General features: G+C 52.3%; 28 protein-coding genes and 1 tRNA gene. 26 read left to right on the forward strand and 3 right to left on the reverse strand.

Annotation, left to right across the window (positions count from 1 at the left end; all coding sequences use genetic code 11):
- Positions 1 to 132 precede the first annotated feature (132 nt).
- The 10 genes from ACMXD4_RS02330 to ACMXD4_RS02375 all read left to right on the forward strand — a co-directional run bounded on the left by ACMXD4_RS02330 (position 133) and on the right by ACMXD4_RS02375 (position 5,908).
- Entirely contained in the window at positions 133 to 759 is a 627-nt protein-coding gene (locus ACMXD4_RS02330) for a glutathione S-transferase family protein (protein ID WP_171696734.1), read from the forward strand.
- 28 nt (positions 760 to 787) lie between these two features.
- Positions 788 to 1,630, forward strand: a complete 843-nt coding sequence (gene murI / locus ACMXD4_RS02335; RefSeq protein ID WP_171696733.1) for a glutamate racemase — start codon at positions 788 to 790, stop codon at positions 1,628 to 1,630.
- A gap of 58 nt (positions 1,631 to 1,688) precedes the next feature.
- Entirely contained in the window at positions 1,689 to 2,165 is a 477-nt protein-coding gene (locus ACMXD4_RS02340; protein WP_301539353.1) for a cupin domain-containing protein, read from the forward strand.
- A gap of 14 nt (positions 2,166 to 2,179) precedes the next feature.
- Complete coding sequence (locus ACMXD4_RS02345; protein WP_171696731.1) at positions 2,180 to 2,461, forward strand: antibiotic biosynthesis monooxygenase; 282 nt, start codon at positions 2,180 to 2,182, stop codon at positions 2,459 to 2,461.
- Between the two features lie 93 nt (positions 2,462 to 2,554).
- Complete coding sequence (locus ACMXD4_RS02350) at positions 2,555 to 3,238, forward strand: TIGR04283 family arsenosugar biosynthesis glycosyltransferase (protein WP_171696730.1); 684 nt, start codon at positions 2,555 to 2,557, stop codon at positions 3,236 to 3,238.
- Positions 3,238 to 4,029, forward strand: coding sequence for a sterol desaturase family protein (locus tag ACMXD4_RS02355; protein WP_171696729.1), 792 nt, complete (start codon positions 3,238 to 3,240; stop codon positions 4,027 to 4,029). Before ACMXD4_RS02350 ends, ACMXD4_RS02355 begins: the two co-directional genes overlap by 1 nt.
- A 137-nt stretch (positions 4,030 to 4,166) precedes the next feature.
- Positions 4,167 to 4,316 (forward strand): hypothetical protein, encoded by a 150-nt coding sequence (locus ACMXD4_RS02360; RefSeq protein ID WP_171696728.1) that lies wholly within the window; start codon positions 4,167 to 4,169, stop codon positions 4,314 to 4,316.
- 155 nt (positions 4,317 to 4,471) lie between these two features.
- Complete coding sequence (locus tag ACMXD4_RS02365; protein WP_171696727.1) at positions 4,472 to 4,747, forward strand: DUF5710 domain-containing protein; 276 nt, start codon at positions 4,472 to 4,474, stop codon at positions 4,745 to 4,747.
- A 25-nt stretch (positions 4,748 to 4,772) separates the two neighbouring features.
- Positions 4,773 to 5,276, forward strand: a complete 504-nt coding sequence (locus ACMXD4_RS02370) for a YgjP-like metallopeptidase domain-containing protein (RefSeq protein WP_171696726.1) — start codon at positions 4,773 to 4,775, stop codon at positions 5,274 to 5,276.
- Between the two features lie 164 nt (positions 5,277 to 5,440).
- On the forward strand, positions 5,441 to 5,908 hold the full coding sequence (locus ACMXD4_RS02375) for a CBS domain-containing protein (protein ID WP_033158577.1): 468 nt from the start codon (positions 5,441 to 5,443) through the stop codon (positions 5,906 to 5,908).
- A gap of 76 nt (positions 5,909 to 5,984) precedes the next feature.
- Here the strand turns inward: ACMXD4_RS02375 and ACMXD4_RS02380 are convergent, their stop codons facing one another.
- Positions 5,985 to 6,350 (reverse strand): Rieske (2Fe-2S) protein, encoded by a 366-nt coding sequence (locus tag ACMXD4_RS02380; RefSeq protein ID WP_171696725.1) that lies wholly within the window; start codon positions 6,348 to 6,350, stop codon positions 5,985 to 5,987.
- Between the two features lie 125 nt (positions 6,351 to 6,475).
- A complete protein-coding gene (locus ACMXD4_RS02385; RefSeq protein WP_415879728.1) occupies positions 6,476 to 7,561 on the reverse strand; it encodes an AI-2E family transporter in 1,086 nt (361 codons plus the stop codon).
- A gap of 154 nt (positions 7,562 to 7,715) precedes the next feature.
- Between ACMXD4_RS02385 and moaB the strand changes: the two genes are divergently transcribed.
- The 14 genes from moaB to ACMXD4_RS02455 all read left to right on the forward strand — a co-directional run bounded on the left by moaB (position 7,716) and on the right by ACMXD4_RS02455 (position 18,432).
- On the forward strand, positions 7,716 to 8,237 hold the full coding sequence (gene moaB / locus ACMXD4_RS02390) for a molybdenum cofactor biosynthesis protein B (RefSeq protein WP_205452885.1): 522 nt from the start codon (positions 7,716 to 7,718) through the stop codon (positions 8,235 to 8,237).
- Complete coding sequence (locus tag ACMXD4_RS02395; protein WP_415880812.1) at positions 8,237 to 8,608, forward strand: DUF423 domain-containing protein; 372 nt, start codon at positions 8,237 to 8,239, stop codon at positions 8,606 to 8,608. The genes moaB and ACMXD4_RS02395 overlap by 1 nt, the downstream gene beginning before the upstream one ends.
- On the forward strand, positions 8,609 to 9,157 hold the full coding sequence (locus ACMXD4_RS02400) for a phosphate-starvation-inducible PsiE family protein (protein WP_205452886.1): 549 nt from the start codon (positions 8,609 to 8,611) through the stop codon (positions 9,155 to 9,157).
- Between the two features lie 3 nt (positions 9,158 to 9,160).
- Positions 9,161 to 11,803, forward strand: coding sequence for an aminopeptidase N (gene pepN, locus ACMXD4_RS02405; RefSeq protein WP_415880813.1), 2,643 nt, complete (start codon positions 9,161 to 9,163; stop codon positions 11,801 to 11,803).
- A 49-nt stretch (positions 11,804 to 11,852) separates the two neighbouring features.
- The gene (hisB, locus tag ACMXD4_RS02410; protein WP_101051475.1) at positions 11,853 to 12,446 is read left to right on the forward strand and encodes an imidazoleglycerol-phosphate dehydratase HisB; all 594 of its coding nucleotides are present in this window, start codon (positions 11,853 to 11,855) and stop codon (positions 12,444 to 12,446) included.
- A gap of 47 nt (positions 12,447 to 12,493) precedes the next feature.
- Positions 12,494 to 13,135 (forward strand): imidazole glycerol phosphate synthase subunit HisH, encoded by a 642-nt coding sequence (gene hisH, locus ACMXD4_RS02415; protein WP_101051476.1) that lies wholly within the window; start codon positions 12,494 to 12,496, stop codon positions 13,133 to 13,135.
- 68 nt (positions 13,136 to 13,203) lie between these two features.
- The gene (gene hisA, locus ACMXD4_RS02420) at positions 13,204 to 13,950 is read left to right on the forward strand and encodes a 1-(5-phosphoribosyl)-5-[(5-phosphoribosylamino)methylideneamino]imidazole-4-carboxamide isomerase (protein ID WP_026147134.1); all 747 of its coding nucleotides are present in this window, start codon (positions 13,204 to 13,206) and stop codon (positions 13,948 to 13,950) included.
- 24 nt (positions 13,951 to 13,974) lie between these two features.
- The gene (gene hisF, locus ACMXD4_RS02425; RefSeq protein ID WP_101051477.1) at positions 13,975 to 14,748 is read left to right on the forward strand and encodes an imidazole glycerol phosphate synthase subunit HisF; all 774 of its coding nucleotides are present in this window, start codon (positions 13,975 to 13,977) and stop codon (positions 14,746 to 14,748) included.
- Entirely contained in the window at positions 14,745 to 15,131 is a 387-nt protein-coding gene (hisI, locus tag ACMXD4_RS02430; protein ID WP_101051478.1) for a phosphoribosyl-AMP cyclohydrolase, read from the forward strand. The genes hisF and hisI overlap by 4 nt, the downstream gene beginning before the upstream one ends.
- A gap of 10 nt (positions 15,132 to 15,141) precedes the next feature.
- Positions 15,142 to 15,217 (forward strand) — tRNA-Thr (locus tag ACMXD4_RS02435).
- A 171-nt stretch (positions 15,218 to 15,388) separates the two neighbouring features.
- A complete protein-coding gene (locus tag ACMXD4_RS02440) occupies positions 15,389 to 15,520 on the forward strand; it encodes a hypothetical protein (RefSeq protein WP_415879729.1) in 132 nt (43 codons plus the stop codon).
- An 87-nt stretch (positions 15,521 to 15,607) separates the two neighbouring features.
- On the forward strand, positions 15,608 to 17,170 hold the full coding sequence (locus ACMXD4_RS02445; RefSeq protein WP_415879730.1) for a type I restriction-modification system subunit M: 1,563 nt from the start codon (positions 15,608 to 15,610) through the stop codon (positions 17,168 to 17,170).
- On the forward strand, positions 17,167 to 17,772 hold the full coding sequence (gene fic / locus ACMXD4_RS02450; protein WP_415879731.1) for a protein adenylyltransferase Fic: 606 nt from the start codon (positions 17,167 to 17,169) through the stop codon (positions 17,770 to 17,772). Before ACMXD4_RS02445 ends, fic begins: the two co-directional genes overlap by 4 nt.
- 129 nt (positions 17,773 to 17,901) lie before the next feature.
- Entirely contained in the window at positions 17,902 to 18,432 is a 531-nt protein-coding gene (locus tag ACMXD4_RS02455) for an REP-associated tyrosine transposase (protein ID WP_319960190.1), read from the forward strand.
- A 35-nt stretch (positions 18,433 to 18,467) separates the two neighbouring features.
- Here ACMXD4_RS02455 and ACMXD4_RS02460 read toward each other — a convergent pair whose 3' ends face one another.
- Positions 18,468 to 19,856, reverse strand: coding sequence for an IS4 family transposase (locus ACMXD4_RS02460; protein WP_415878102.1), 1,389 nt, complete (start codon positions 19,854 to 19,856; stop codon positions 18,468 to 18,470).
- 199 nt (positions 19,857 to 20,055) lie between these two features.
- On the opposite strand from ACMXD4_RS02460, the gene ACMXD4_RS02465 reads away from it, so the two are divergent.
- Both ACMXD4_RS02465 and ACMXD4_RS02470 read left to right on the forward strand, forming a co-directional pair.
- Entirely contained in the window at positions 20,056 to 21,213 is a 1,158-nt protein-coding gene (locus ACMXD4_RS02465; protein ID WP_415879732.1) for a restriction endonuclease subunit S, read from the forward strand.
- Position 21,214: 1 nt separating this feature from the next.
- Positions 21,215 to 22,333: a hypothetical protein gene (locus ACMXD4_RS02470; protein WP_415879733.1), complete on the forward strand. Its 1,119-nt coding sequence runs from the start codon at positions 21,215 to 21,217 to the stop codon at positions 22,331 to 22,333.
- The last annotated feature ends 88 nt before the right edge of the window (positions 22,334 to 22,421 follow it).

Genomic DNA, 22,421 nt, shown 5'->3' on the forward strand with positions numbered 1-22,421 from the left:
CTCGACATTGTTCCTGATGGAACAGTGTCTACAGCCGGTCCCAAAACATCGTCTGAGTCCGGTCCGGTTTATCGGTGTAAAATCCGCCGCCATATTGCCTTTAGTAAAACATCCCGCCAAGGAGAACGCACAATGAACGATCTGGTGTTTTATACCAATCCGCAGTCGCGTGGGCGCATCGCTCACTGGATGCTGGAAGAAATCGGCGAGCCTTACGAAACGGTCTGGCTGGCGTTCGGCGCCGCGATGAAAAATGCCGACTATCTGGCTGTCAATCCAATGGGCAAGGTGCCGGCGCTGAAACACGGTACTGCGTTCGTCACCGAAACCGCGGCCATTTGCGCGTATTTGGCGGATCGTTTTCCGGAGAAAAATCTGCTGCCGGCCGCAAACCATCCCGCGCGCGCGGACTATTTCCGTTGGCTGTTTTTCGCGGCCGGTCCGCTGGAACAGGCCGTTACCGCCAAGACGCTGGGTTGGCAAGTGCCCGAGGGCAAAAGCGGCTTTGTCGGTTTCGGTAGTTACGAAGCGACCTTAGCCGCCGTCGAAACAGCCCTGCAGCCCGGACCTTACATTTGCGGCGAGCAATTTACCGCCGCGGACGTGTATGTCGGCTCGCAGCTGGGTTGGGGGATGATGTTTGGCAGCATCGACAAGCGTCCGTTGTTCGAAGATTATGTGGCGCGGATCTACGCGCGCCCGGCAGCCCTGCAAGCCATTCGTCTCAACGAAGAATATTTGCAACAGCGCCAGGCCTGATCGATTGGATAATAGACAGCATCCATCCATGACAGCCTTGCGCACCGAGGCCCCCATTGGCGTATTCGATTCCGGCGTCGGCGGCCTGTCCGTGCTGCGAGCCATCCGTGCGGAACTGCCCATGGAAGACTTGCTGTATGTGGCCGATTCCGGCTACGCGCCCTACGGCGACCGGGATGCGGAGTTTATTGCGGATAGGGCGAAAACCATCACCGAGCGGCTGCTGGATGCCGGCGTGAAGGCCATCGTGGTTGCCTGCAACACCGCCACCGTGGTCGCAATCGAAAAACTGCGCGCCTGGTGTCCTGTGCCGGTGGTGGCGATGGAGCCGGCCATCAAGCCGGCGGCGCAAACCACCCAATCCGGAGTGGTCGGCGTACTGGCCACCAGCCGCACGCTGGCCAGCCCCAGCGTCGCCAGGCTGTGCGCGGCCTACGGTAAAGACATTGAAATATTGTTGCAGCCTTGTCCCGGTCTGGTCGAACAAGTTGAAAAAGTCCAATTGCACAGCGATACGACGCGCGAGCTTTTGGTCGGTTACCTGTCGCCATTGCTGCTGGCTGGTGCCGATACCATCGTATTAGGCTGCACGCATTACCCGTTTCTGGCGCCGCTGATTCGGGACATTGTGGGGCCGGATCTGACGATAATCGACCCGGCCACCGCCGTGGCAAAAGAGCTGGTGCGGCGTTTGCAAGGCCATCTTAGGCCTGTTTCCCGAGAGCGGGCGGCAGAGGTCCGCTTTTTTTCCAGCACCGCGGTCGAAGAAGCAAGTCCGATCATATCCGCGCTCTGGGGTAGCCCTGTGCTTGTTCAGGCGCTTGCTCGGAGCGCTAAGGGCAAGCAGATCGGTTCGGCAGCTTTGGGCTAGTCTCCGCCGGATTTTTAATAAACCGTTCGAGCCGGTTTTCTTCCATTTGCAGGCCACCATGAACGATAAACACACTCCAATAGCCGTGTCTGCGGCAGATGTCGAGCCACGCACCACATCGCTGTATCCGGAACCGTTTGCCTCGCGCATGGCGGGAAGGGAGAAACGCCGCCTAGGCGAGGTATTCAATCTGGCAAATTTTGGCGTCAATCTAAGCACGCTAGCACCCGGCGCCAGATCGGCGTTGCGGCATAGCCATTCGCGGCAAGACGAGTTTATTTACATATTGCAAGGCCATCCGACATTGGTGACGGATGCAGGCGAAACCGAGCTGGCGCCGGGTATGTGCGCGGGATTTAAAGCCGGCACCGGTAATGCGCACCAGTTGCTGAATCGCTCGAACGCAGACGTGCAGTACCTGGAAGTTGGCGACAGGACGGCCGGAGACGCAGTCATTTATCCGGACGACGATTTACAAGCGATGTCAGTCGACGGGGGCTGGCGTTTTGCCCACAAAGGCGGCGAGCCATACTAAAAAACGGAGTCTGCATGCCACACGTATTAATCATCCATGAGGTCGCCGACTATCCGGCCTGGAAGCGGATTTTCGATCAGGCCGCCGAGATCAGAAAACGCGCCGGAGAAATCAGCTACCAACTGCTGCGCTACGACGACGATGCCAATAATATCGTGCATTTTTCTGCCTGGACCTCGCTGGACAACGCCCGGCGATTTTTCGACTCCCCCGAGTTGGTGGAAATCAGAAAACAGGCCGGCGTAAAAGCCCCGGAATTTATCTATTTGCAAGAGATAGAGCAGGGCGTGCTTTAATCGCGGCCTTGCTCAATGCTACTGGTATAAGCGTTGCTGCCTCTGTTAGCAACGAACTGTAATCGGTAGCGCTGACGAAGATGTGCTAGCGCAATGAAACCCCAGATTAGTATTGTCATTCCGGTAGTCAACGAGGCGGCGCGGCTTGCCGATACATTGCAAGCCTTGCAGGTGCTGAGATCGCGCTGCGAATTATTGGTGGTCGATGGCGGCAGTCGTGATGCCAGCCCGCTTATTGCGAAGCCTTTGGTCGATCAGATTTTGCCCAGTCTGCCTGGCCGGGCCAGGCAGATGAACCTGGGTGCGCAACAAGCCCAAGCCGACGTGTTGCTGTTTTTGCATGCCGATACCCGGCTGCCGGATCAGGCTATCGCTTTAATTTTGTCGGCGGTCGAGCAAGGCTGGTCGTGGGGGCGTTTTGATGTGCAATTCGACAGCCCACAAGCCATTTTTAAATTGATCGCCGGCATGATGAACGCGCGCTCCCGCTTGACCGGTATTGCTACCGGCGATCAGGCCATCTTCATCACCCGTCAGGCATTTCAGGCTGTGGGCGGTTTTCCGGAGATTGCCTTGATGGAAGATATTGCCATCAGCGCGGCGCTGAAAAAGCTCGGTAAACCTTGCTGTTTAAAGACTAAGGTCGTCACTGCCGCGCGGCGTTGGCAACAACACGGTATCCTCAGAACGATCTTATTGATGTGGTGCTTGCGGCTGCGGTATTTTTTCGGAGCCCATCCGGATGAACTGGCAGCGCAGTATTATCGGAGACGGTGATGGAAGCAATGGTGCGCTTGGGCGTGTTTTTGGGGATATTTTTGCTAATGGCGGCTTGGGAGTGGCTGCGGCCCAAGCGGCGATTGGCCGCAAAGCGCCGCCGCCGTTGGCCGGTCAATTTGGGTTTGGCGATTCTGAATGTCGGCGTGATGCGGCTCAGCATCGGTGCCGCGGCCTGGCTGGCGGCGAACTGGGCTGCCGAGCAACAAATCGGCGTATTCAATACGTTGTCGGTGCCGAATTGGCTGTCAATAACACTGAGTTTGCTGCTGCTGGATCTGGCCATTTACGCTCAACATATCGCCGCCCATCGCTGGCGCTGGTTCTGGCGGCTGCATCAGGTGCACCATAGCGATATGGATTTCGATACGACGACTGCCGTGCGCTTTCATCCTTTGGAGATCATGCTGTCGATGCTTTATAAGGTCGCGCTGGTGGTGTTACTCGGCGCCGATCCGCTCGCGGTGATCGCTTTTGAAGTGATATTGAACGGTTGCGCGTTATTCAATCACGGTAATGTCGGCTTGCCGCCTGCGCTGGAGCGCGGCTTGCGCTATTTGATAGTGACACCCGACATGCACCGCATTCATCACTCGGCATTTCAACCGGAAACCGACAGCAACTACGGCTTCTCGCTGTCATGCTGGGATAGATTGTTCAAAACCTATTGTCCACAAGCGCGCGAAGCACAGACTGCCATGATGATAGGTTTGTCCGAGTTTCAAGATAGTAACCAAATGGGATTTGTCGGCCTGTTGATGCTGCCGTTTCGCCGTCTACGCAGTCGATAAGCCGAGGTAAACCGGCTTGCGGTTTGGCTTATTGGGTTGTTTCCTTTTAGCGATTAATCAATGTGTTTTTAGTGTCATTGTTAATTAATGTGGGCGGGCATATAGTCTAAATGCCTTAATTACTTCGGGAAGCGACCATGAAACGCTTACATAAAGACATTTTGATCGGGCTGGTGTTTGTGACCGGCGTTATCGAGTTTATTTCGGGCGATTTTATTGTTTCCTCGGCCTTGTTCGCGGCGACCACTTTTGCCAGTACTATGGGTTCGAGCCGCAAAAAACCGTAGGACTGGATTGTTCTGCGGTGTAGCCGAACCGGCAGATGTTTTGATAAATGCGTTCAGCGTTAGGTTTCCTGGGTAAGATCGGATTATCCGAACCACTTGCATAAGCAATGTTTTACAATATTGCGATGCAATTAAACTTTGACCGGCTACGGTAAATGGCTGACGCGAAAACTTATCTGAATGTACCCTATGCCGAAAAGGATGCGGCGAAAGCGCTTGGCGCCAGGTGGGATGCGGCTGTCAAGAAATGGTATGTCCCCGCCAATAAAGACGTGGCGCTGTTTGCCAAATGGCAGGTGGAGTCCGGGCTTGGGCAATTGCCCAACGGCGAGGCGAAAAATTCAAAAGCCGACAGTGTCGTCGGCGGCACAACCCGGTCAAGCGATAAAAACTTCGTAGCCTATGACGGAGACGAGCCGCCATGGGATTGAAGCAAGCGGTGCGTGGTTTTAGCTTGTGCGCCCGTTAAAATACCTGGCTGGCTATGCGCCTGCCATCACGGTGCAAGTGCATGCGCTGATCGACAGCGACAAACTGCCCGAGTTGCTGCTGAAAAAATACCCCCGGCCGCATGATATAAAGACCGACAAAGCGCTTTATGTCTACACGATGGATCTTAAAAATCAATTTCTGCGGCAATCCAGCCCTCTCAGTAAAGTTGTTTACGACGACAAAATCGATGTCTTGCATCAGGCCTTGGGCTTACATTCCGCGGTCTCGCGGGTGCAGGGCGGCAATTTAAAAGCAAAAAATGAAATTCGTATCGGTGCGATCTTTAAAATTGCGCCGCCGGAGTTTTTGCAGATGATCGTCGTTCATGAGCTCGCGCATCTACGTGAAAAACAGCATAACAAGGCTTTTTACAAATTATGCGAGCACATGGCGCCGGACTATCACCAATGGGAATTTGATATGCGGCTTTATCTGACCTGTCTGGATTTGGGTCGGGCGATTTATTGAGTCGATCCAAGTGCCGCGGGCGAAGGATTCACGGCCGTGCTTCGCGAATGAATGGTTGTGTGCAGCCATCAAGCAGCGTATTTCTTAATTTTGCCTGGCTATAGTGGCACTATTGCGTCAGAATTTACTTACTTTTATACAGACATTTTTATGGGAGAAACAGCATGCGCGTAGCAGAGTTAATGACCACCAAGGTATTTACCGTCGAACCTCACGATCTGATCGATCGCGTGTTCTTTTTGATCCATTACGAGAAAATCCGCCACCTGCCTGTCGTTGAAAAAGGCAAATTGGTCGGTATCGTTTCCGACCGGGATTTATATAAAGCCTTGGGCCCCAAAAGTAATTCCAATGCGGTGGAAGCTAGTAAAGACAGCACCCAATTGCATGTGGTCACGCAAAAAGTCGTGCACATCATGCATCGCGGCGTTTATACCGTGACCCCGGAAACGCCTGCGTCGGAAGCGGCGGCGATGATGGCGGAACACCGCGTCGGCGCGCTGCCGGTGGTGGAAAAAGACAAACTGGTAGGCATATTGTCCGCTACCGATATTTTAAGAGTGTTTGCCAAGTTGGAACGCGCGCACGAAAAGCTGGAACAACAAATCAAGGAAGGCGCCGCGCACGGCTAAGATCGGATGGGTTTGCGGCGCAAACCGTCTGAAAGTAAATGGGGCGATGCTTATTGTTTCGCCCCGGGCCAAAGCCTCAACCGGTAATCGCGGCTCTTTTATCCACTAAGTAAATCCAGTCGTCTTGTTCTTTGACTTTCAGCGCGGTCAGTTTTTTGCCCAGGCAAATTTCGCTTAAAGACTCGCCGCTGATCGGGTCATAGCAAATACTGTGCATGGAACACTGCAAATAGCGTCCCGATTCGTCGAAAATGTTGCTGTTCTCACAATCCAATGCCCTAGGCATGTGGACGCATTGGTTCAGATAAGCGTATACCTCACCTTGGAAACGCACCAGAACCGCAGCGCGTGGCGAGCCGCGATAGAGCAGTTCAAACGGAAATTTGCCGAGCTCGGGAACTTGTTGAGCAGGGCAGATGGCAAATGGGTGTTTCACCGACATGGTTGTTTATCCTCCCCCACGATTGCTAGCAAACCTTGGGCCACAATGCTGTATTTTTTCGATGGATTTTCGGCAATTGAGCAAGCGGACGGCGTTACTCGGCAAATCAAACTGACAGCGGATAACTAGCAGTCTTTACCTTCAGTGTTTGCTTGGTTGTCCTGCTCCTGTTGTTCGCTGCGAATCAGCCAGTCCAGCACCAAGGCATAGCTGGTGGCCAGCAGGGTCGGGCCGATAAATACGCCGATAAAGCCAAATGCTAACAGCCCGCCGAAGATGCCGAACACGATCAACACGAACGGCAATTCCACTTCCCGGCTGATCAAAATCGGCCGTAGCCAGTTGTCGATGGTGCCGACGAATAACAAAAACCACAATGCGATAAAAACCGCCCAGCCGGTTTCGCCTTCTGCCAGCAGCCACAAGGCAATCGGCAGCCAGATCACCGTGCCGGCCGCTGGAATGATCATCAAAAAGAAGGCGATGACGCCTAACACAAAGGCGTAAGGCACGCCTGCAATCACAAAGCCCAGGATGGAAGCCAGTGCTTGTACCAGCGCGGTGCCGAGGATGCCGTATACCACCGCGCGCAGACTGGAGCGGACGATATGCAGGATGCGCTGGGTGCGCTCGCCGGCCAGGCGTTCGACGCCAATCACGACATGCTGAGCCACGTGTTCACCGTCGCGATAGAAAAAAAACAGCACCAAAATAGCCAGGCCCATATGCATCAGTTCGCCGGCCAAGCCAATGCCTTGTTGCAGCAACCAGCTACTGGCGCCCAGCGCATATTGCCGGGCCAGATTGACGAGGCGGCTGGAGTCTTCGCCGACACTTTGCCAGGCGGCAACAGCGTTGTCGCCGACTACTGGCAACGATTGCAGCCAAGCCGGAGGTTCCGGCCACACATGCCGGCTTTGATTAAGCCATTGCAGCAAGTGGTTTATGTCTTCAGTAAATGTCAGCGTGGCGGCGACGAACGGCGTCAGCAGCAATATGCCTATCGGCAGGACCATGGCGGTGGCGGCCCAGTTGGCGGTCAACTTCCAATCGCGCAAACGTAAATACAACGGCCAGGTGACAAAACACAGAATCGCCGCCCACAACAAATCGAAAATAAACGGTTTTAATACCTGATAACAGGCAAACAGCAGCAGGCACAAGGCTGCCAGACTGGCGATTTTTTCGTAACGGGAAATCTGGATAGGCATGATCGAGTAGGCGGCAGCTAACTGAATTGGAATCAATATCCGGAGTTTACGGCATTATCGGTTAAGCCGGTATGACAGCCGGCGAATTAAACAATGCTTGCTTGTCCGGCGGCGCTTTACATAGAATGCGGTAGCCTTTATCTGGAGCCTTACCGTGAGCCAAGCCCGAGAGTTTATTCCGATTAATATCGCCGTGTTGACGGTCTCCGATACTCGTACCGAACTGGACGACGTATCCGGGCAAACCTTGGTCACCGGTTTAACCGATGCGGGGCATAACTTGATCGACAAAAAAATCGTTCCCGATGATATTTACCAAATCCGCGCCGCTGTTAGTCAATGGATCGCCGACCCGCAAGTCAACGCGGTGATTACCACTGGCGGCACCGGCGTGACGGGCCGCGACGGTACGCCGGAAGCGATTCAGCCGCTGTTGGATAAAGTGTTGGATGGCTTTGGCGAAGTGTTTCGGATGATTTCCTACCAGGACATCAAAAGTTCGACGATGCAGTCGCGGGCTATAGCCGGCGTGGCCAACGCCACTTATATTTTCTGCGTGCCGGGTTCGTCCGGTGCTTGCCGGACTGCCTGGGAGTCCTTAATCAAGGAACAATTGGATTACCGCACCCGGCCGTGTAATCTGGTGCAACTGATGCCGCGCCTGCTGGAGAAATGATGCGTCCGCCTTTTTTGTTTCTGGCCGCCGTCGGCGGATTTATCGGCGTGGCGATGGGCGCGTTCGGCGCGCACGGCTTGAAGCATTTATTATCCGAGCATCTGCTGGATGTTTACAAAACCGCGGTAAGCTACCAGATGTGGCACGTGTTGGTTCTCGCTTTGATCGCAGTGTTACCGGAACATAAATTATTGCGAATGGCCGGCTGGTGTTTGGTGGCGGGCGTCGTGCTGTTTTCCGGCAGTCTATACTTACTGGCGATATTGAATATCGGTTGGCTGGGTATGATCACGCCGTTGGGCGGCCTGGCTTTTTTAGCGGCATGGGCCTTATTGGCTTATGTGGCTTGGCAGAAAAACCAGGAGTTGTAGATGGACACTAAACCGCCCGTTCGACCTTCCATGCCGCCACCGGCATCTTCCCGGCCCAGCGCTAACCGCAATTTGCGCGAGGAAGGCCACGAAGTAAAAGTACCGCCGATTCCGGAAGATGCCATGCTCAAAGTCCTACACGCGGTCATTCATTTCGCGGTCAGAATATTGGCGGTGCTGATGGTATTGGTGATTTTGTGGGGCGTGGCTGACGTGGGCTACGTGATGTACCAACGGGTGGTCGCGGCACCGTTTTTGATGCTGACGGTCTCCGACATACTGGTGATCTTTGGTTCATTCATGGCCGTGTTGATCGCGATAGAGATATTTATCAACATCACGCTGTACATCAAGCACGACACGCTACCGATTAAAATGGTCATAGCCACCGCTTTGATGGCCGTGGCCCGAAAAGTGATCATGCTGGATTTCAAGGATTTGGATCCGGCTTATATTACGGCTATCGCTGCGGTCATCGTGGCGCTGGGTCTTACTTACTGGCTGATTTCTTATAAACCGCCACAACCTGTCAAACAAGACGAGCGATAAATGATGCGCGATGCAAGCCCGCAAACGGTTTTCCTGAAAGACTATACCCCGCCCGAGTATCTGATCGAGCAGATTGAACTGAATTTCGATTTGGACGAGCAACACACGCAGGTCCGCTCGACCTTGAGTTTACGCCGCAATCCGCAAAGCCAAGACAGCAGTACCGCATTAACCTTGCTCGGCGAGGAATTGCAGTTGGTGAGTATCGCGATAGACGGCCAGGCACTGGAACAGAGCCAGTATTTGCTGGGCGAGGAAGCCTTGGTCGTGCATGAAGTGCCGCAGGATAGGCCGTTTCAAATCGTCATCGAAAATGTCATCAATCCGCAAGCCAATACCGCGCTGGAAGGTTTGTACTTGTCCAGCAGCATGCTGTGTACGCAGTGCGAGGCGCAGGGTTTTCGGAAAATCACCTGGTTTCTGGACCGGCCGGATGTGATGAGCCGTTTTAAAACCACCTTGACTGGCGATAAGAGCAAATATCCGGTCTTGCTGTCCAACGGCAACAAGATCGGGCAGGGTGAGCTGGAAAACAACCGGCATTGGGTGAGTTGGGAAGATCCGTTCGCCAAGCCTTGCTATTTGTTTGCGCTGGTGGCCGGCCAGTTGGAATGCGTGGCCGACGAGTTCATCACCATGACCGGTCGGCGGATCGCGCTGGAAATATTCGTCGAGCAGCACAATATCGACAAATGCGACCACGCCATGCAGTCTTTAAAAAACGCCATGCATTGGGACGAAGAAACCTACGGGCTGGAATACGATCTGGATTTGTACATGATCGTCGCCGTCGACCATTTCAATATGGGCGCGATGGAAAACAAGGGCTTGAACGTGTTTAACACCAAATTCGTGCTGGCCCGGCCCGATACCGCCACCGACAGCGATTACGAACACATCGAAGGCGTGATCGGTCATGAATATTTCCATAACTGGTCCGGTAACCGAGTGACTTGCCGCGACTGGTTTCAATTGAGTTTGAAAGAAGGTTTTACGGTATTTCGCGATCAGCAATTCAGCGGTGATCGGACTTCGCCGGCCGTAAAACGTATAGAAGATGTCAACGCCTTGCGCACCCGGCAGTTTGCCGAAGATGCCGGCCCGTTGGCGCATCCGATTCGTCCGGAAGCGTATATCGAAATCAACAATTTCTACACGCTGACCGTCTATGAAAAAGGTGCGGAAGTAGTGCGGATGCTGCACACCTTGCTGGACGCGGCTGGTTTCAGAAAAGGCTGTGATTTATATTTTCAACGCCATGACGGCCAGGCGGTGACTTGCGAGGATTTCGTCAAGGCCTTGGAGGACGCCAACGGCGTGGAGTTGAAGCAGTTCAGACTTTGGTATTCGCAAGCCGGTACGCCGGTGTTGACGGTGAGCCAGCAATACGATTCCGAATCTCAACAACTGCATTTGACCATTCAACAAAATTGTCCGCCTACGCCTAATCAACCGGTGAAAGCGCCGCTACATATCCCGGTGAAGCTGGGTTTGCTGGCTGCCGACGGTTCGGCCGCGCAGATTCATTACAACGATTCCAGTCAGGCGGAAATCACGTTGAATGTCACCGAAGCTGAGCAAACCTTTAGCTTTGCTCAGCTGCCGCAGCCGCCGGTTGTGTCGCTGCTAAGAGGTTTTTCGGCGCCGGTCACGCTAAAAATGGAGCGTAGCCTGGACGAATTGGCGTTTCTGCTGCGGCACGACAGCGATACCTTTAACCGCTGGGAAGCGGGACAGCAACTGGCTGTGCAGGTGATTTTCAAGTTGATCGACGCGATTGAGTTGGGTCGGCCCTTGCAGCTGGAGCCGGTTATCGTCGATGCCTATCGTAGCGTGTTGATCGATAGCAGCGGTGATTTGTCTTATCAAGCGTTGCTGCTGGCTTTGCCGGAAGAAAGTTATTTGTCCGGGCAAATGGCTGTTATTGATGTTGAAGCCATTCATCAAGCCCGCGAGTTTGTCAAAAAGACCTTGGCCGAGCAATTGCAAGTCGAGTTTAAACAGCTGTATCAGCAACATCACCGCGACGAATCCGGCAGTTTTGATGCCGGAGCGGTGGGGCGGCGGCGCTTGAAAAATGCCTGTTTGAGCTATTTGAGCAAGTTGGAAAATCAGGACGTTTATCATATCGCCGAGCAGCAGTTTTATAGCGCCCGGAATATGACCGATCAGTTGACGGCCTTGTCGGCTATTGTCAACAGTAACCATCCGGCCAAGGCCAGAAGTCTGGATAGTTTTTACGTGCAATGGCGGCAAGAAGCGCTGGTCATCGACAAATGGTTTACCTTGCAAGCTACAAGCAGCATGCCCAACACCTTTGCCACCGTGCAGGCCTTGATGAAACATCCGGCTTTTGATATGAAAACGCCCAACCGCGTGCGCTCATTGATTGGCGCTTTCAGCCAAGCCAATCCGCTGCATTTTCATGCCATAAACGGCGAGGGCTACCGTTTCCTGGCCGACCAAGTGTTGGCGCTGAATACCCTCAATCCGCAAATCGCCTCGCGGATGGTGACCGGGTTGGCGCAATGGCGGCGTTATGATGCAGCCCGGCAGGGCTTGATGAAACAGCAATTACAGCGTATCGTCGCTACCGAGCATCTATCCAAAGATGTCTATGAGATCGCCAGCAAGAGTTTGGCGTAGCCGTCACAATCACGTAAACTAGCGCCGAAATAAGCCATCCGCATTAAGCATGAACCCACGCACCGCTCAGGTTGAGCGCAATACGCTCGAAACCCAGATCAAAGTTTCCATTAATCTCGACGGCAACGGTACGGCCTCTTTTACGACGGGCTTGCCGTTTTTGGATCATATGCTGGATCAGATCGCCCGGCACGGCTTGATAGACATAGAGGTTGTCTCGCATGGCGACTTACATATCGATGCCCATCACAGCGTGGAAGACATCGGCATTACGCTGGGCCAGGCCTTTGCCAAAGCGCTGGGCGATAAAAAAGGTATTTATCGCTATGGTCATGCCTATTGCCCGCTGGACGAATCCTTGTCGCGGGTGGTAATAGATTTCTCCGGCCGGCCCGGCTTGTTCTATCAAGTGGAGTTCAAACGCGCCTTTATCGGCAGTTTCGATGTGGATTTATTTAAGGAATTTTTCCAGGGCTTTGTGAATCATGCCGGCGTGACCTTGCATATCGATAATATCAAGGGCGGCAATGCTCATCATATTGCCGAAACCGTTTTCAAGGCATTCGGCCGAGCCGTCAGGATGGCAATCAGCCATGACGAGCGGATGGCCGGCATCATGCCTTCCACCAAGGGCAGTCTATAATTCCCACACTTTTCGCCTAGAAACCCCGACCTTGTATCTCTAGTTTTATGTCATCAGTAGCCGTTATCGATTACGGAATGGGAAATCTGCATTCCATTGCCAAAGCGCTTCAACATGCCGATAGCCGGGTAAACGTACAAATAACCACCGATGCCTCGTTAATCCGCGCTGCGGATCGCGTGGTATTTCCGGGCGTCGGCGCGATACGCGATTGTATGCACGCCCTGAACGATAGCGGTTTGGCAGATGTGATCCGCGAAGTAGCGCAAAGCAAGCCTTTTCTGGGCATCTGCCTGGGGATGCAGGCCTTGTTGACCGACAGCGAGGAAAACGATGGCATCGCTTGTCTGAATATATTCCCCGGTCATGCCCGCCGTTTTGCCGATCACATGCTGGATGCCGAGGGTAATGTTTTGAAAATCCCGCATATGGGCTGGAATCAGGTTAAGCAAAACCCGCATCCGCTCTGGCACGACATCCCGGACCATAGCCGCTTTTATTTCGTACACAGCTATTATGCAGCGCCGGACGATGTGCGCCACAGCGCTGCGACGGCCGATTATCCGCAAGCCTTTACCTGCGCACTGGCAAAAGACAATATGTTTGCCGTGCAATTTCATCCCGAAAAAAGCCAGACTGTCGGATTGCAGCTATTGCAAAACTTCCTGGCCTGGGATGGAACCGCGTAACTCCCCAACCCTTAGATGTTGGCTTTACTAACCTTTAGATTTAGTGTTTTAACTGTCGAGATTTAAATATGTTGCTGATACCCGCAATTGACTTGAAGGAAGGAAAATGTGTCCGTTTGCGCCAGGGTCGTATGGAAGACGATACCGTATTCTCGGACGATCCGGTGGCTGTGGCCGGGCGTTGGGTTGAAGCAGGGGCGAAGAGATTGCATCTGGTCGATCTGGACGGCGCCTTCGCCGGTAAACCGAAAAATGCCCAGGTTATTAACGCCATCGTCCAGGCTTATCCCGATGTGCCGGTGCAAATCGGCGGCGGTATCCGCGATGAAGACACCATCCAGGCGTATCTGGAAGCCGGTGTGCAATATGTGATTATCGGCACCAAGGCCGTCAGCGAACCGCATTTCGTGCGCGACGTGTCGATTGAGTTTCCCGGCCATATCATCATCGGTCTGGATGCCAGAGACGGCAAAGTAGCGATAGACGGCTGGTCGAAACTGTCTCGCCACGACGTGATTGACCTCGCGCAAAAATTTGAGTCCAACGGCGTCGCGGCCATTATCTACACCGATATTTCCCGCGACGGCATGATGCAAGGCGTCAATGTCGAAGCCACTGCAAAATTGGCGCGCTCGGTGCACATCCCGGTCATTGCCTCCGGCGGCATCACTAACTTGGACGACATTCGCGCGCTGGGCGAGGTAGCCCACGAAGGCATCATGGGAGCCATCACCGGCCGGGCCATCTACGAAGGCACGCTGGATTTTGCCGAAGGCGAAAAACTGGCCGAGTCTTTCGGCGGAGCAGATGTCTGAGCTAATGCTGCTAAATCGTAAACCATGAGCCTAGCCAAACGTATTATTCCCTGCCTGGATGTCGATAACGGCCGCGTCGTCAAAGGCGTGAAGTTCGTCGATATTCGCGATGCCGGCGACCCGGTGGAAATCGCCCGTCGCTACGACCGAGAGGGTGCCGACGAGATCACCTTCCTGGACATCACCGCCACCCACGACAACCGCGACACCATCGTCCATGTGGTCGAGCAAGTGGCCAGCGAAGTATTTATCCCGCTGACCGTGGGTGGCGGCATCCGGGTATTGGAAGACATCCGCCGCATGCTCAACGCCGGCGCGGACAAAGTGGGCATCAACAGCGCTGCGGTATTTCGCCCGGAGTTTGTTAAGGAAGCGGCTGAAAAGTTTGGTTCGCAATGTATTGTGGTGGCTATCGACGCCAAAAAAGTCAGTCAGGAAGGCGAGGAAAACCGCTGGGAGATCTTTACCCACGGCGGCCGTAAACCGACCGGTATCAATGCCGTCGAATGGGCCGTCAGAATGAAAGACTACGGCGCGGGTGAAATTCTTTTGACCAGTATGGACCGTGACGGCACCAAATCCGGCTTCGACTTGGCTTTGACCCGTGCGATCAGCGAAGCGGTCAGCATTCCGGTCATCGCCTCCGGCGGCGTCGGCAATCTTGACCATCTAGCCGACGGCATTACCCAAGGTAAAGCCGATGCGGTCTTGGCAGCCAGCATTTTCCACTTTGCCGAATACTCGATAGAGCAAGCCAAAAAACATATGCAAGCCAGAGGTATAGAGGTGCGCTTATGAGCATCCCTTGGCTGGAGGAAATCCAGTGGACCGAAGACGGCCTAGTTCCGGTCATCGCTCAACTGCAAGATAGCGGCCGCGTGGTGATGTTTGCCTGGATGAATCGCGAGTCACTGGCCTTGACGGTTGCCGAAGGTTATGCGGTATATTGGTCCCGCTCGCGCAACCGTTTGTGGCGCAAGGGCGAGGAGTCCGGGCATAGGCAAAAAGTCATCGACATGCAATTGGATTGCGATGCTGATGTAATATTGCTTAAAATTGAACAGGAAGGCGGCATCGCCTGCCACACCGGTCGGGAAAGCTGTTTTTACCGCAGCCTGAAAGATGGTGCATGGCAAGCCACCGAGCCGGTACTCAAAGACCCCAAAGCCATCTACAAATAGACAATCACACGCCGGCATAGCTCAGCAGGTAGAGCAGCGCACTCGTAACGCGAAGGTCGTAGGTTCGATTCCTATTGCCGGCACCATTAAGCGATTGTTTTATAAAAAATTCAGTGAGATTGCCCGTCGAGTTGAAGCAACAGTCCGCAGCAAGGGCAAATTTAGGCGCAGTGCTGCTTACTTTGTTCAATCAGGTGGCGCATGAACCCCAAATATTTACTCAATCCGATTTCATCTTTCGTTCTTGGAGGTGTGTGATGGCATACATCAGACTCCTAGCAAACGGAAACTTCCGTGCCGATGTCCGCATGAAAGGCATCGTCAAAAACAAAACCTTTCCTTCCGAAAAACTTGCTCAAGTCTGGGCGGATACCGTTTGCAACCAGTGATTAATTAGAGCGCCTTTGCTTGTTAAAATGCCAAGTTGCTTTTTAGCTGATGACGATTCAAAACGTATTTAAACAAGGAACCCCAGAATGACCAGCACCCAACAACGCGCTGCGCTGCAACGCCAAATCTGGCAAATCGCCAACGATGTACGCGGCGCGGTGGATGGCTGGGATTTCAAGCAGTACGTACTCGGCACCTTGTTCTATCGCTTTATCAGCGAAAACTTTGCCAGTTATATAGAAGGCGGAGATGAGAGCATCGATTATGCAGAGCTGCCGGACAATGTCATCACCCCGGAAATCAAGGACGATGCCGTTAAAACCAAGGGTTACTTCATTTACCCGAGCCAACTGTTCGTCAACATCGCCAAAGGCGCGAATAGCAACGACAGCCTGAATACCGATCTGGCCAAAATCTTTTCCGCCATCGAAAGCTCAGCCAACGGCTACCCATCGGAACGCGACATCAAAGGCCTGTTTGCCGACTTCGATACCACCAGCAATCGGCTCGGTAACACTGTCGCCGACAAAAACACCCGCTTGGCCGCCGTGCTCAAAGGCGTGGCGAAGCTGGATTTTGGCCAAGATATAAACGGGTTTGACGACAGCCACATCGACTTGTTTGGCGATGCCTACGAGTTTCTGATCTCCAACTACGCCGCCAATGCCGGCAAATCGGGGGGCGAGTTTTTCACCCCGCAACACGTGTCCAAGCTGATTGCCCAGCTTGCCATGCACAAGCAAACCAGCGTCAACAAGATTTACGACCCGGCCTGCGGCTCCGGTTCTCTGCTACTGCAAGCTAAAAAGCAGTTTGACGATCACATCATCGAAGACGGCTTTTTCGGGCAAGAGATCAACCACACCACCTACAACCTGGCGCGGATGAACATGTTCTTGCACAACATCAACTACGACAAGTTCAACATTCAGCTGGGTAATACCCTGATCGCCCCGCATTTTGGCGATGACAAACCCTTCGATGCTATCGTCTCCAATCCGCCTTATTCGGTGAACTGGATTGGCAACGACGACCCCACCCTGATTAACGACGAGCGCTTTGCTCCCGCAGGCGTGTTAGCACCCAAATCCAAAGCCGACTTTGCTTTTGTGCTACATGCGCTCAGTTACCTGTCCAGTAAAGGCCGCGCGGCCATTGTCTGCTTTCCCGGTATTTTTTACCGGGGCGGTGCCGAGCAGAAAATCCGCCAATATCTGGTAGATAACAACTATGTCGAAACCGTGATCTCGCTCGCGCCCAATCTGTTTTTTGGCACCACCATTGCCGTGAATATTCTGGTGCTGTCCAAACACAAAACCGACACTAAAACCCAGTTTATTGACGCCAGCGGTCTGTTTAAGAAAGAAACCAACAACAACGTGCTGCAGGATGAGCACATTGAGCAAATCATGACAGTGTTTGACAGCAAGGCCAACGTCGATCACTTTGCTCAGTCCATCCCGTTTGAGAAGGTGGCCGCCAATGATTACAACCTGTCCGTCAGCAGCTACGTCGAGGCCAAGGACAACCGCGAGGTGGTGGACATTGCCCAGATCAATGCCGAGCTGCTTACCACTGTCGCCAAGATCGATCAGTTGCGTAAAGACATTGATGCCATCGTCGCGGAGATTGAAGGAGATACCCAGTGATTTTGGAAAACAAATTCAACCTCACCGACCAAATCGAACTGGCCAAGACGGAAGAAAAAATCAGTAAACAAAAAGCCAAGCAGCTTTTTGATTCCGGCGACATTGCCAAGGTGGAAGTCGGCACCTTTGCCGGGCTTAGCTATATCCATGCCTATTTATTTGGGGATATTTATAGCTTTGCCGGCAAAATCCGCGACGTCAATATCGCCAAGGGTAACTTTCGTTTTGCGCCGCTGATGTATTTGGAGCCATCGCTGAAACATATCGACACCATGCGGCAAGGCACGTTTGATGAAATCATCGAAAAATATGTCGAGATGAACATTGCTCACCCCTTCCGTGAGGGCAACGGCCGCGCCACGCGAATCTGGCTGGATCTGATGCTGAAAAAAGAAATCCGGCAGGTGGTGGATTGGAATCGAGTGGATAAAGACGAATACCTATCCGCCATGCAGCGCAGTGTGGTGAAAGACCTGGAAATTAAAGCCCTGCTGAAATCCGCCCTCACCGACCGGATTGATGACCGCGCCTTGTTTATGAAAGGGATTGATGTCAGCTACTACTACGAAGGCTATAGCGAATTTAAAACTGAGGAGCTATAGGGATGAGTCATTCGAGTTTTATGGAAAAGCTGCTGGATGGTGTTGAGATGGAGTGGAAGGTGTTAGGAAAAATCTGTGAAGTTTCTCGTTCCCACGCTCCCGCGTGGGAATGCATACGGACGCTGAATAATGGGTAGAAGCCGCTACAAAATAACTCAACCCCAACAGCCGCACTTCGTCACCCTGACAGTGTTGCATTGGATTCCGGTATTCACCCGCCCTGACACCGTCAACATTCTGCTAGAGTCCCTGCGTTTTTTAAGCAAGGATGGGCTTCAAGTGTATGCGTGGGTCGTGCTGGAAAATCACTGCCATTTTGTACTTCAAAGCCAGGGTTTGGATCATGACATTGCCCGATTCAAATCATGGACGGCGAAAAGCCTGATTCAATATCTTGCGGCCCATAATGTCAGGCAAATTCTGGATCAGCTGGCGTTTTATAAAAAAGCTCATAAGGATGATCGTGCGTATCAATTCTGGCAGGAGGGCGTTCACCCTGAACTGATCCAGGGCGAGGATATGATGCGGCAAAAGATTGAATATATTCACCAAAACCCGGTGAAGCGCGGTTATGTAGACGAAGCCGCACATTGGCGCTATTCCAGTGCCAGAGATTATGCTGGGAAATCAGGGTTATTGGAGGTTAGTCGAAGATGGTGAGTAAGGTATGCATTCCCACGCGGGAGCGCTCATCGTTATACACATCTCATTGCGAGATCCTGTTGAGCATTGAGGGCGATGACAAAATCGCGCAAGCGCTGTAAGCCGATCCACATGGCCTTGGCACCCGGTGGACCATCGTGTTTGCGGGCAAAATAACCGCCTAAGCTTGCAATCAGTCGGATTACCTCACCGAGGCGCGGTGGCGTGAGCGGTGGTGGACAGCGCTTGACGACGATATAAGCCGCTCGCCACTCCTGCGGATCGAAAATAATCTCGCAATCCATGTCCGGCGCTGCGCGCGCGAGCATCAGGCTGAATAACACCCGCCAGGCAATAACCATATAGAGCGCCAAACAAGGTAGTAGCCGTTCTTCCGATTCCAGATGTAGCCGCTTGATCTGGCAACCGCTCTTCAATACATGGAAGTACACTTCGATACACCAGCGCACGCCATACCACGCCACCACCGTAGTCGCTTGCTCGAAACTCGCCACAGGCAAACTGGTCAGCAGGAGCCATTCCAAGGGTTCCTTGCCGGCTGGCGGCGTCTCTTCGCGCGCCAGCACCGCGTTGATGCTCAATGCCGGCAGTCGATACCCAATACGCGTTGGCGGCTTGAGGGGCACCGTGGCGGCGCGTACCGTGATATGCGCCAGTCGCGCTGCACGGTTCGGCCGCGACTTGACATTAACCTCGGTATAACCCATGACCGGCGCTTGATCCAGGGCCGACCATAGCCATTTCGCCGCATTTTCCGGCTCGACCAGAAGGTCTCGGTTCTGCGTCGCCCGAACAATCCATTCAGCGCGAGCAGTCGGCGCATAGTCTTGGTATTCGACAAACCATTCGTAAATGTCGCCCTCGCGGTCGGCGAGATTGACCAATAAACTGTCCGGCATTTGCGCCTGTAAGGCACAGCTATCCTGATAGCTTTCGAGCCAGTGCCGACTTTCTTTTTCGTCCACGCCTTTGTGCCGCCGCGCTTGTCGCGGGCTGGCGCCGTCACGCGCCCAATACGCTGCCTTGACGACACCCAAGCAAATCCGCGACGGCGTAAAGGCGATGGTCGGATGTAGTCGGCGCGCATGTTTCGCCATCTCTTTCAAAGTACCGAGACCTTTTGGCCCCAAACAAATGTTTTCGTCGTACTCCGTCGTGTCCTGCGCCAGCAATACGACCGGGCTGCTCTTCATCCGTTCGACCGTGGCATCTCGATGCGGCGCCAGTATCTTTTTGAAAGTCGCCTTATCATTGTCGAAAAACCGGTAAGCGCCCATCGTCTCCTTCCAGCCGCCACAGGCCGCCGGGATGCTGAGCTGGGGATGTTCGCCTAATCGCTCCAGTAACAGTGCCAATCGTTTATTCAGGCGCCGATCTTCCAAATCAGCGGTTTGTACTTCTTCTTCGGCCCAATTGCTCATCGCTGTTCTCCATCATCTATATGCCTCATGCCTCCTGGTAGTTTAGTCGTTGGGAGACTTGTGTATAACGATGAGCGCGGGAGCGTGGGAACGAGAAAAAGCTCAATGTCGAACTGAAAACCACCGTTGCCAAGATCGACAAGCTGCGTGCCGAGATTGATGCCATCGTGGCCAAGATCGACGGCGAGGATTTTGAAGCATGAGCAGCATGTACTTTATGGAAAAGCTGCTGGATGGCGTTGGGGTGGAATGGAAGGCGTTAGGTCAATTGGCAACCTTACGTCGTGGTCGTGTAATGTCAAAAGAATATCTTATAGAGAATGCTGGAGAGCATCCCGTATACAGCTCGCAGACCGCCAATAATGGTGAGATTGGAAAAATCACAACGTTCGACTTTGATGGGGAGTTTATTAGGTGGACTACTGATGGAGCTAATGCAGGAACCGTTTTTTATCGAAATGGTAAATTCTCTATAACCAATGTTTGTGGGTTAATAAAAATAAATATTGAAAATGAATTGAATTACAAATTTCTGTTTTATTGGCTCACAATTGAAGCGCAAAAGCATGTTTACTCTGGTATGGGTAATCCTAAGTTGATGAGTCACCAAGTTGAAAAAATCCCAATTCCAATCCCGTGCCCTGAAACCCCCGAAAAATCGCTGGAAATCCAAGGTGAAATTGTCCGAATTTTGGACAATTTCACCGAGCTGACCGCCGAGCTGACCGCCGAGCTGACCGCCGAGCTGACCGCCCGCAAAAAACAATACAACTACTATCGCGACCAGTTTTTGAGTTTTGAAGCAGGGGAAGTGGAGTGGAAGATGTTGGGTGAGGTGGCTGAATTTCGTCGAGGCACGGCAATTACACAAAAGCAAACAACGGCCGGCGATATTCCTGTTGTTGCAAATGGCCCAACTCCAACATACCTCCACGGAGAGAGTAATAGGGAAGGCGAAACTATTGTCATCGCAAGATCAGGAGCCTATGCGGGCTATGTGAGCTTTTGGAATCAGCCAATATTTCTAACTGATGCTTTCAGCGTTCATCCTGATTCTAAAATTCTAAAGTCAAAGTTTGTTTACTACTTTCTTCAAAACAAACAGGAACATATTCACACAATGAAGAAAGGTGCTGGAGTTCCTCATGTTCGTGTTAAGGAATTTGAGTTATACGACATACCTATTCCCTCACTGGACGAACAAGCCCGCATCGTAGCCATCCTGGACAAATTCGATGCCATAACCAACTCCATCACCGAAGGCTTGCCAAGCGAAATTGCATTGCGCCAAAAGCAATATGAGTATTACCGAGATTTACTATTCAGCTTTCCCAAGCCTGAAGAGGTAGGCGCCTAATATGAGCAAAACGCTAACGGAAATAGCACAACAGCTGAGAGACTCCAATAAAAAAGTGCAGTTGATCTATGCCTTTAATGGCACGGGTAAAACTCGACTATCACGCGAGTTCAAAGAGTTAATTTCGCCAAAAACTGATACTGAAGACGCTCTGCAATCAGCGTTGGCACAAAAGAAAATCCTTTATTACAGCGCTTTTACGGAAGATCTGTTCTATTGGGATAATGATTTGCAGCTTGATGCCGAACCAAAATTAAAAATCCATACAAATGCTTTCACTAGATGGGTTCTGGAAGAGCAAGGCCAAGATCAGAACATTACCGCTATTTTCCAGCACTACACTAATGAAAAATTAACGCCGCATTTTAGTTCGGATTTTTCAGCAGTCAGCTTTTCATTTGAGCGTGGCAATATTGAGCAAGAATCAAATATTAAGATTTCCAAGGGTGAGGAAAGTAATTTTATTTGGAGCGTATTTCATTCGCTGATTGAGCAAATGATTTCCGAATTAAACATTGCTGAAGCTTCCGAACGATCAACCGATGCTTTTAATAATTTGGAATACGTTTTCATTGATGACCCGGTCAGCTCGCTGGATGAAAATCATTTGATTGAGTTGGCGGTCAATTTGGCTGGCTTGATTAAATCCAGTCAATCCGACCTGAAATTTATTGTTACGACACACAGTCCGCTGTTTTATAACGTCCTCTTCAATGAGCTAAACGGCAAAGTCTGCTATATGTTGGAGCGTTTTGAAGATGGCACCTTTGCCCTCACAGAAAAGCAAGGCGACTCCAACAAGAGCTTTTCTTATCACCTGCATTTAAAGCAAACCCTTGAGAAGGCGATTGCTGAAAATAAGGTTGAAAAGTATCACTTCACGCTGCTGCGTAATCTTTACGAAAAAACGGCCAGCTTTCTGGGTTATCCAAAGTGGTCAGAACTATTGCCTGACGATAAGCAACTCTATCTGAACAGAGTTATCCAGTTTACTAGCCATAGTACGCTATCGAATGAAGTCGTTGCGGAACCAACCCCTGCTGAAAAAGCGACGGTCGAGTTATTGCTCAATCACTTGAAAAGCAACTATGGCTTTTGGCAGCAGGTAGGAAACCAATGACTAATTTTTCGACACGCTCGCATAAGGAAGGAGTCTTATGTCCAAGTACCTAAGCTTGCAAGACCAAACCACGGAATTCCTGTTCTAC

The sequence above is a fragment of the Methylomonas sp. TEB genome (genome assembly GCF_047777895.1).
In the GTDB taxonomy this organism is placed as follows: Bacteria; Pseudomonadota; Gammaproteobacteria; order Methylococcales; family Methylomonadaceae; genus Methylomonas.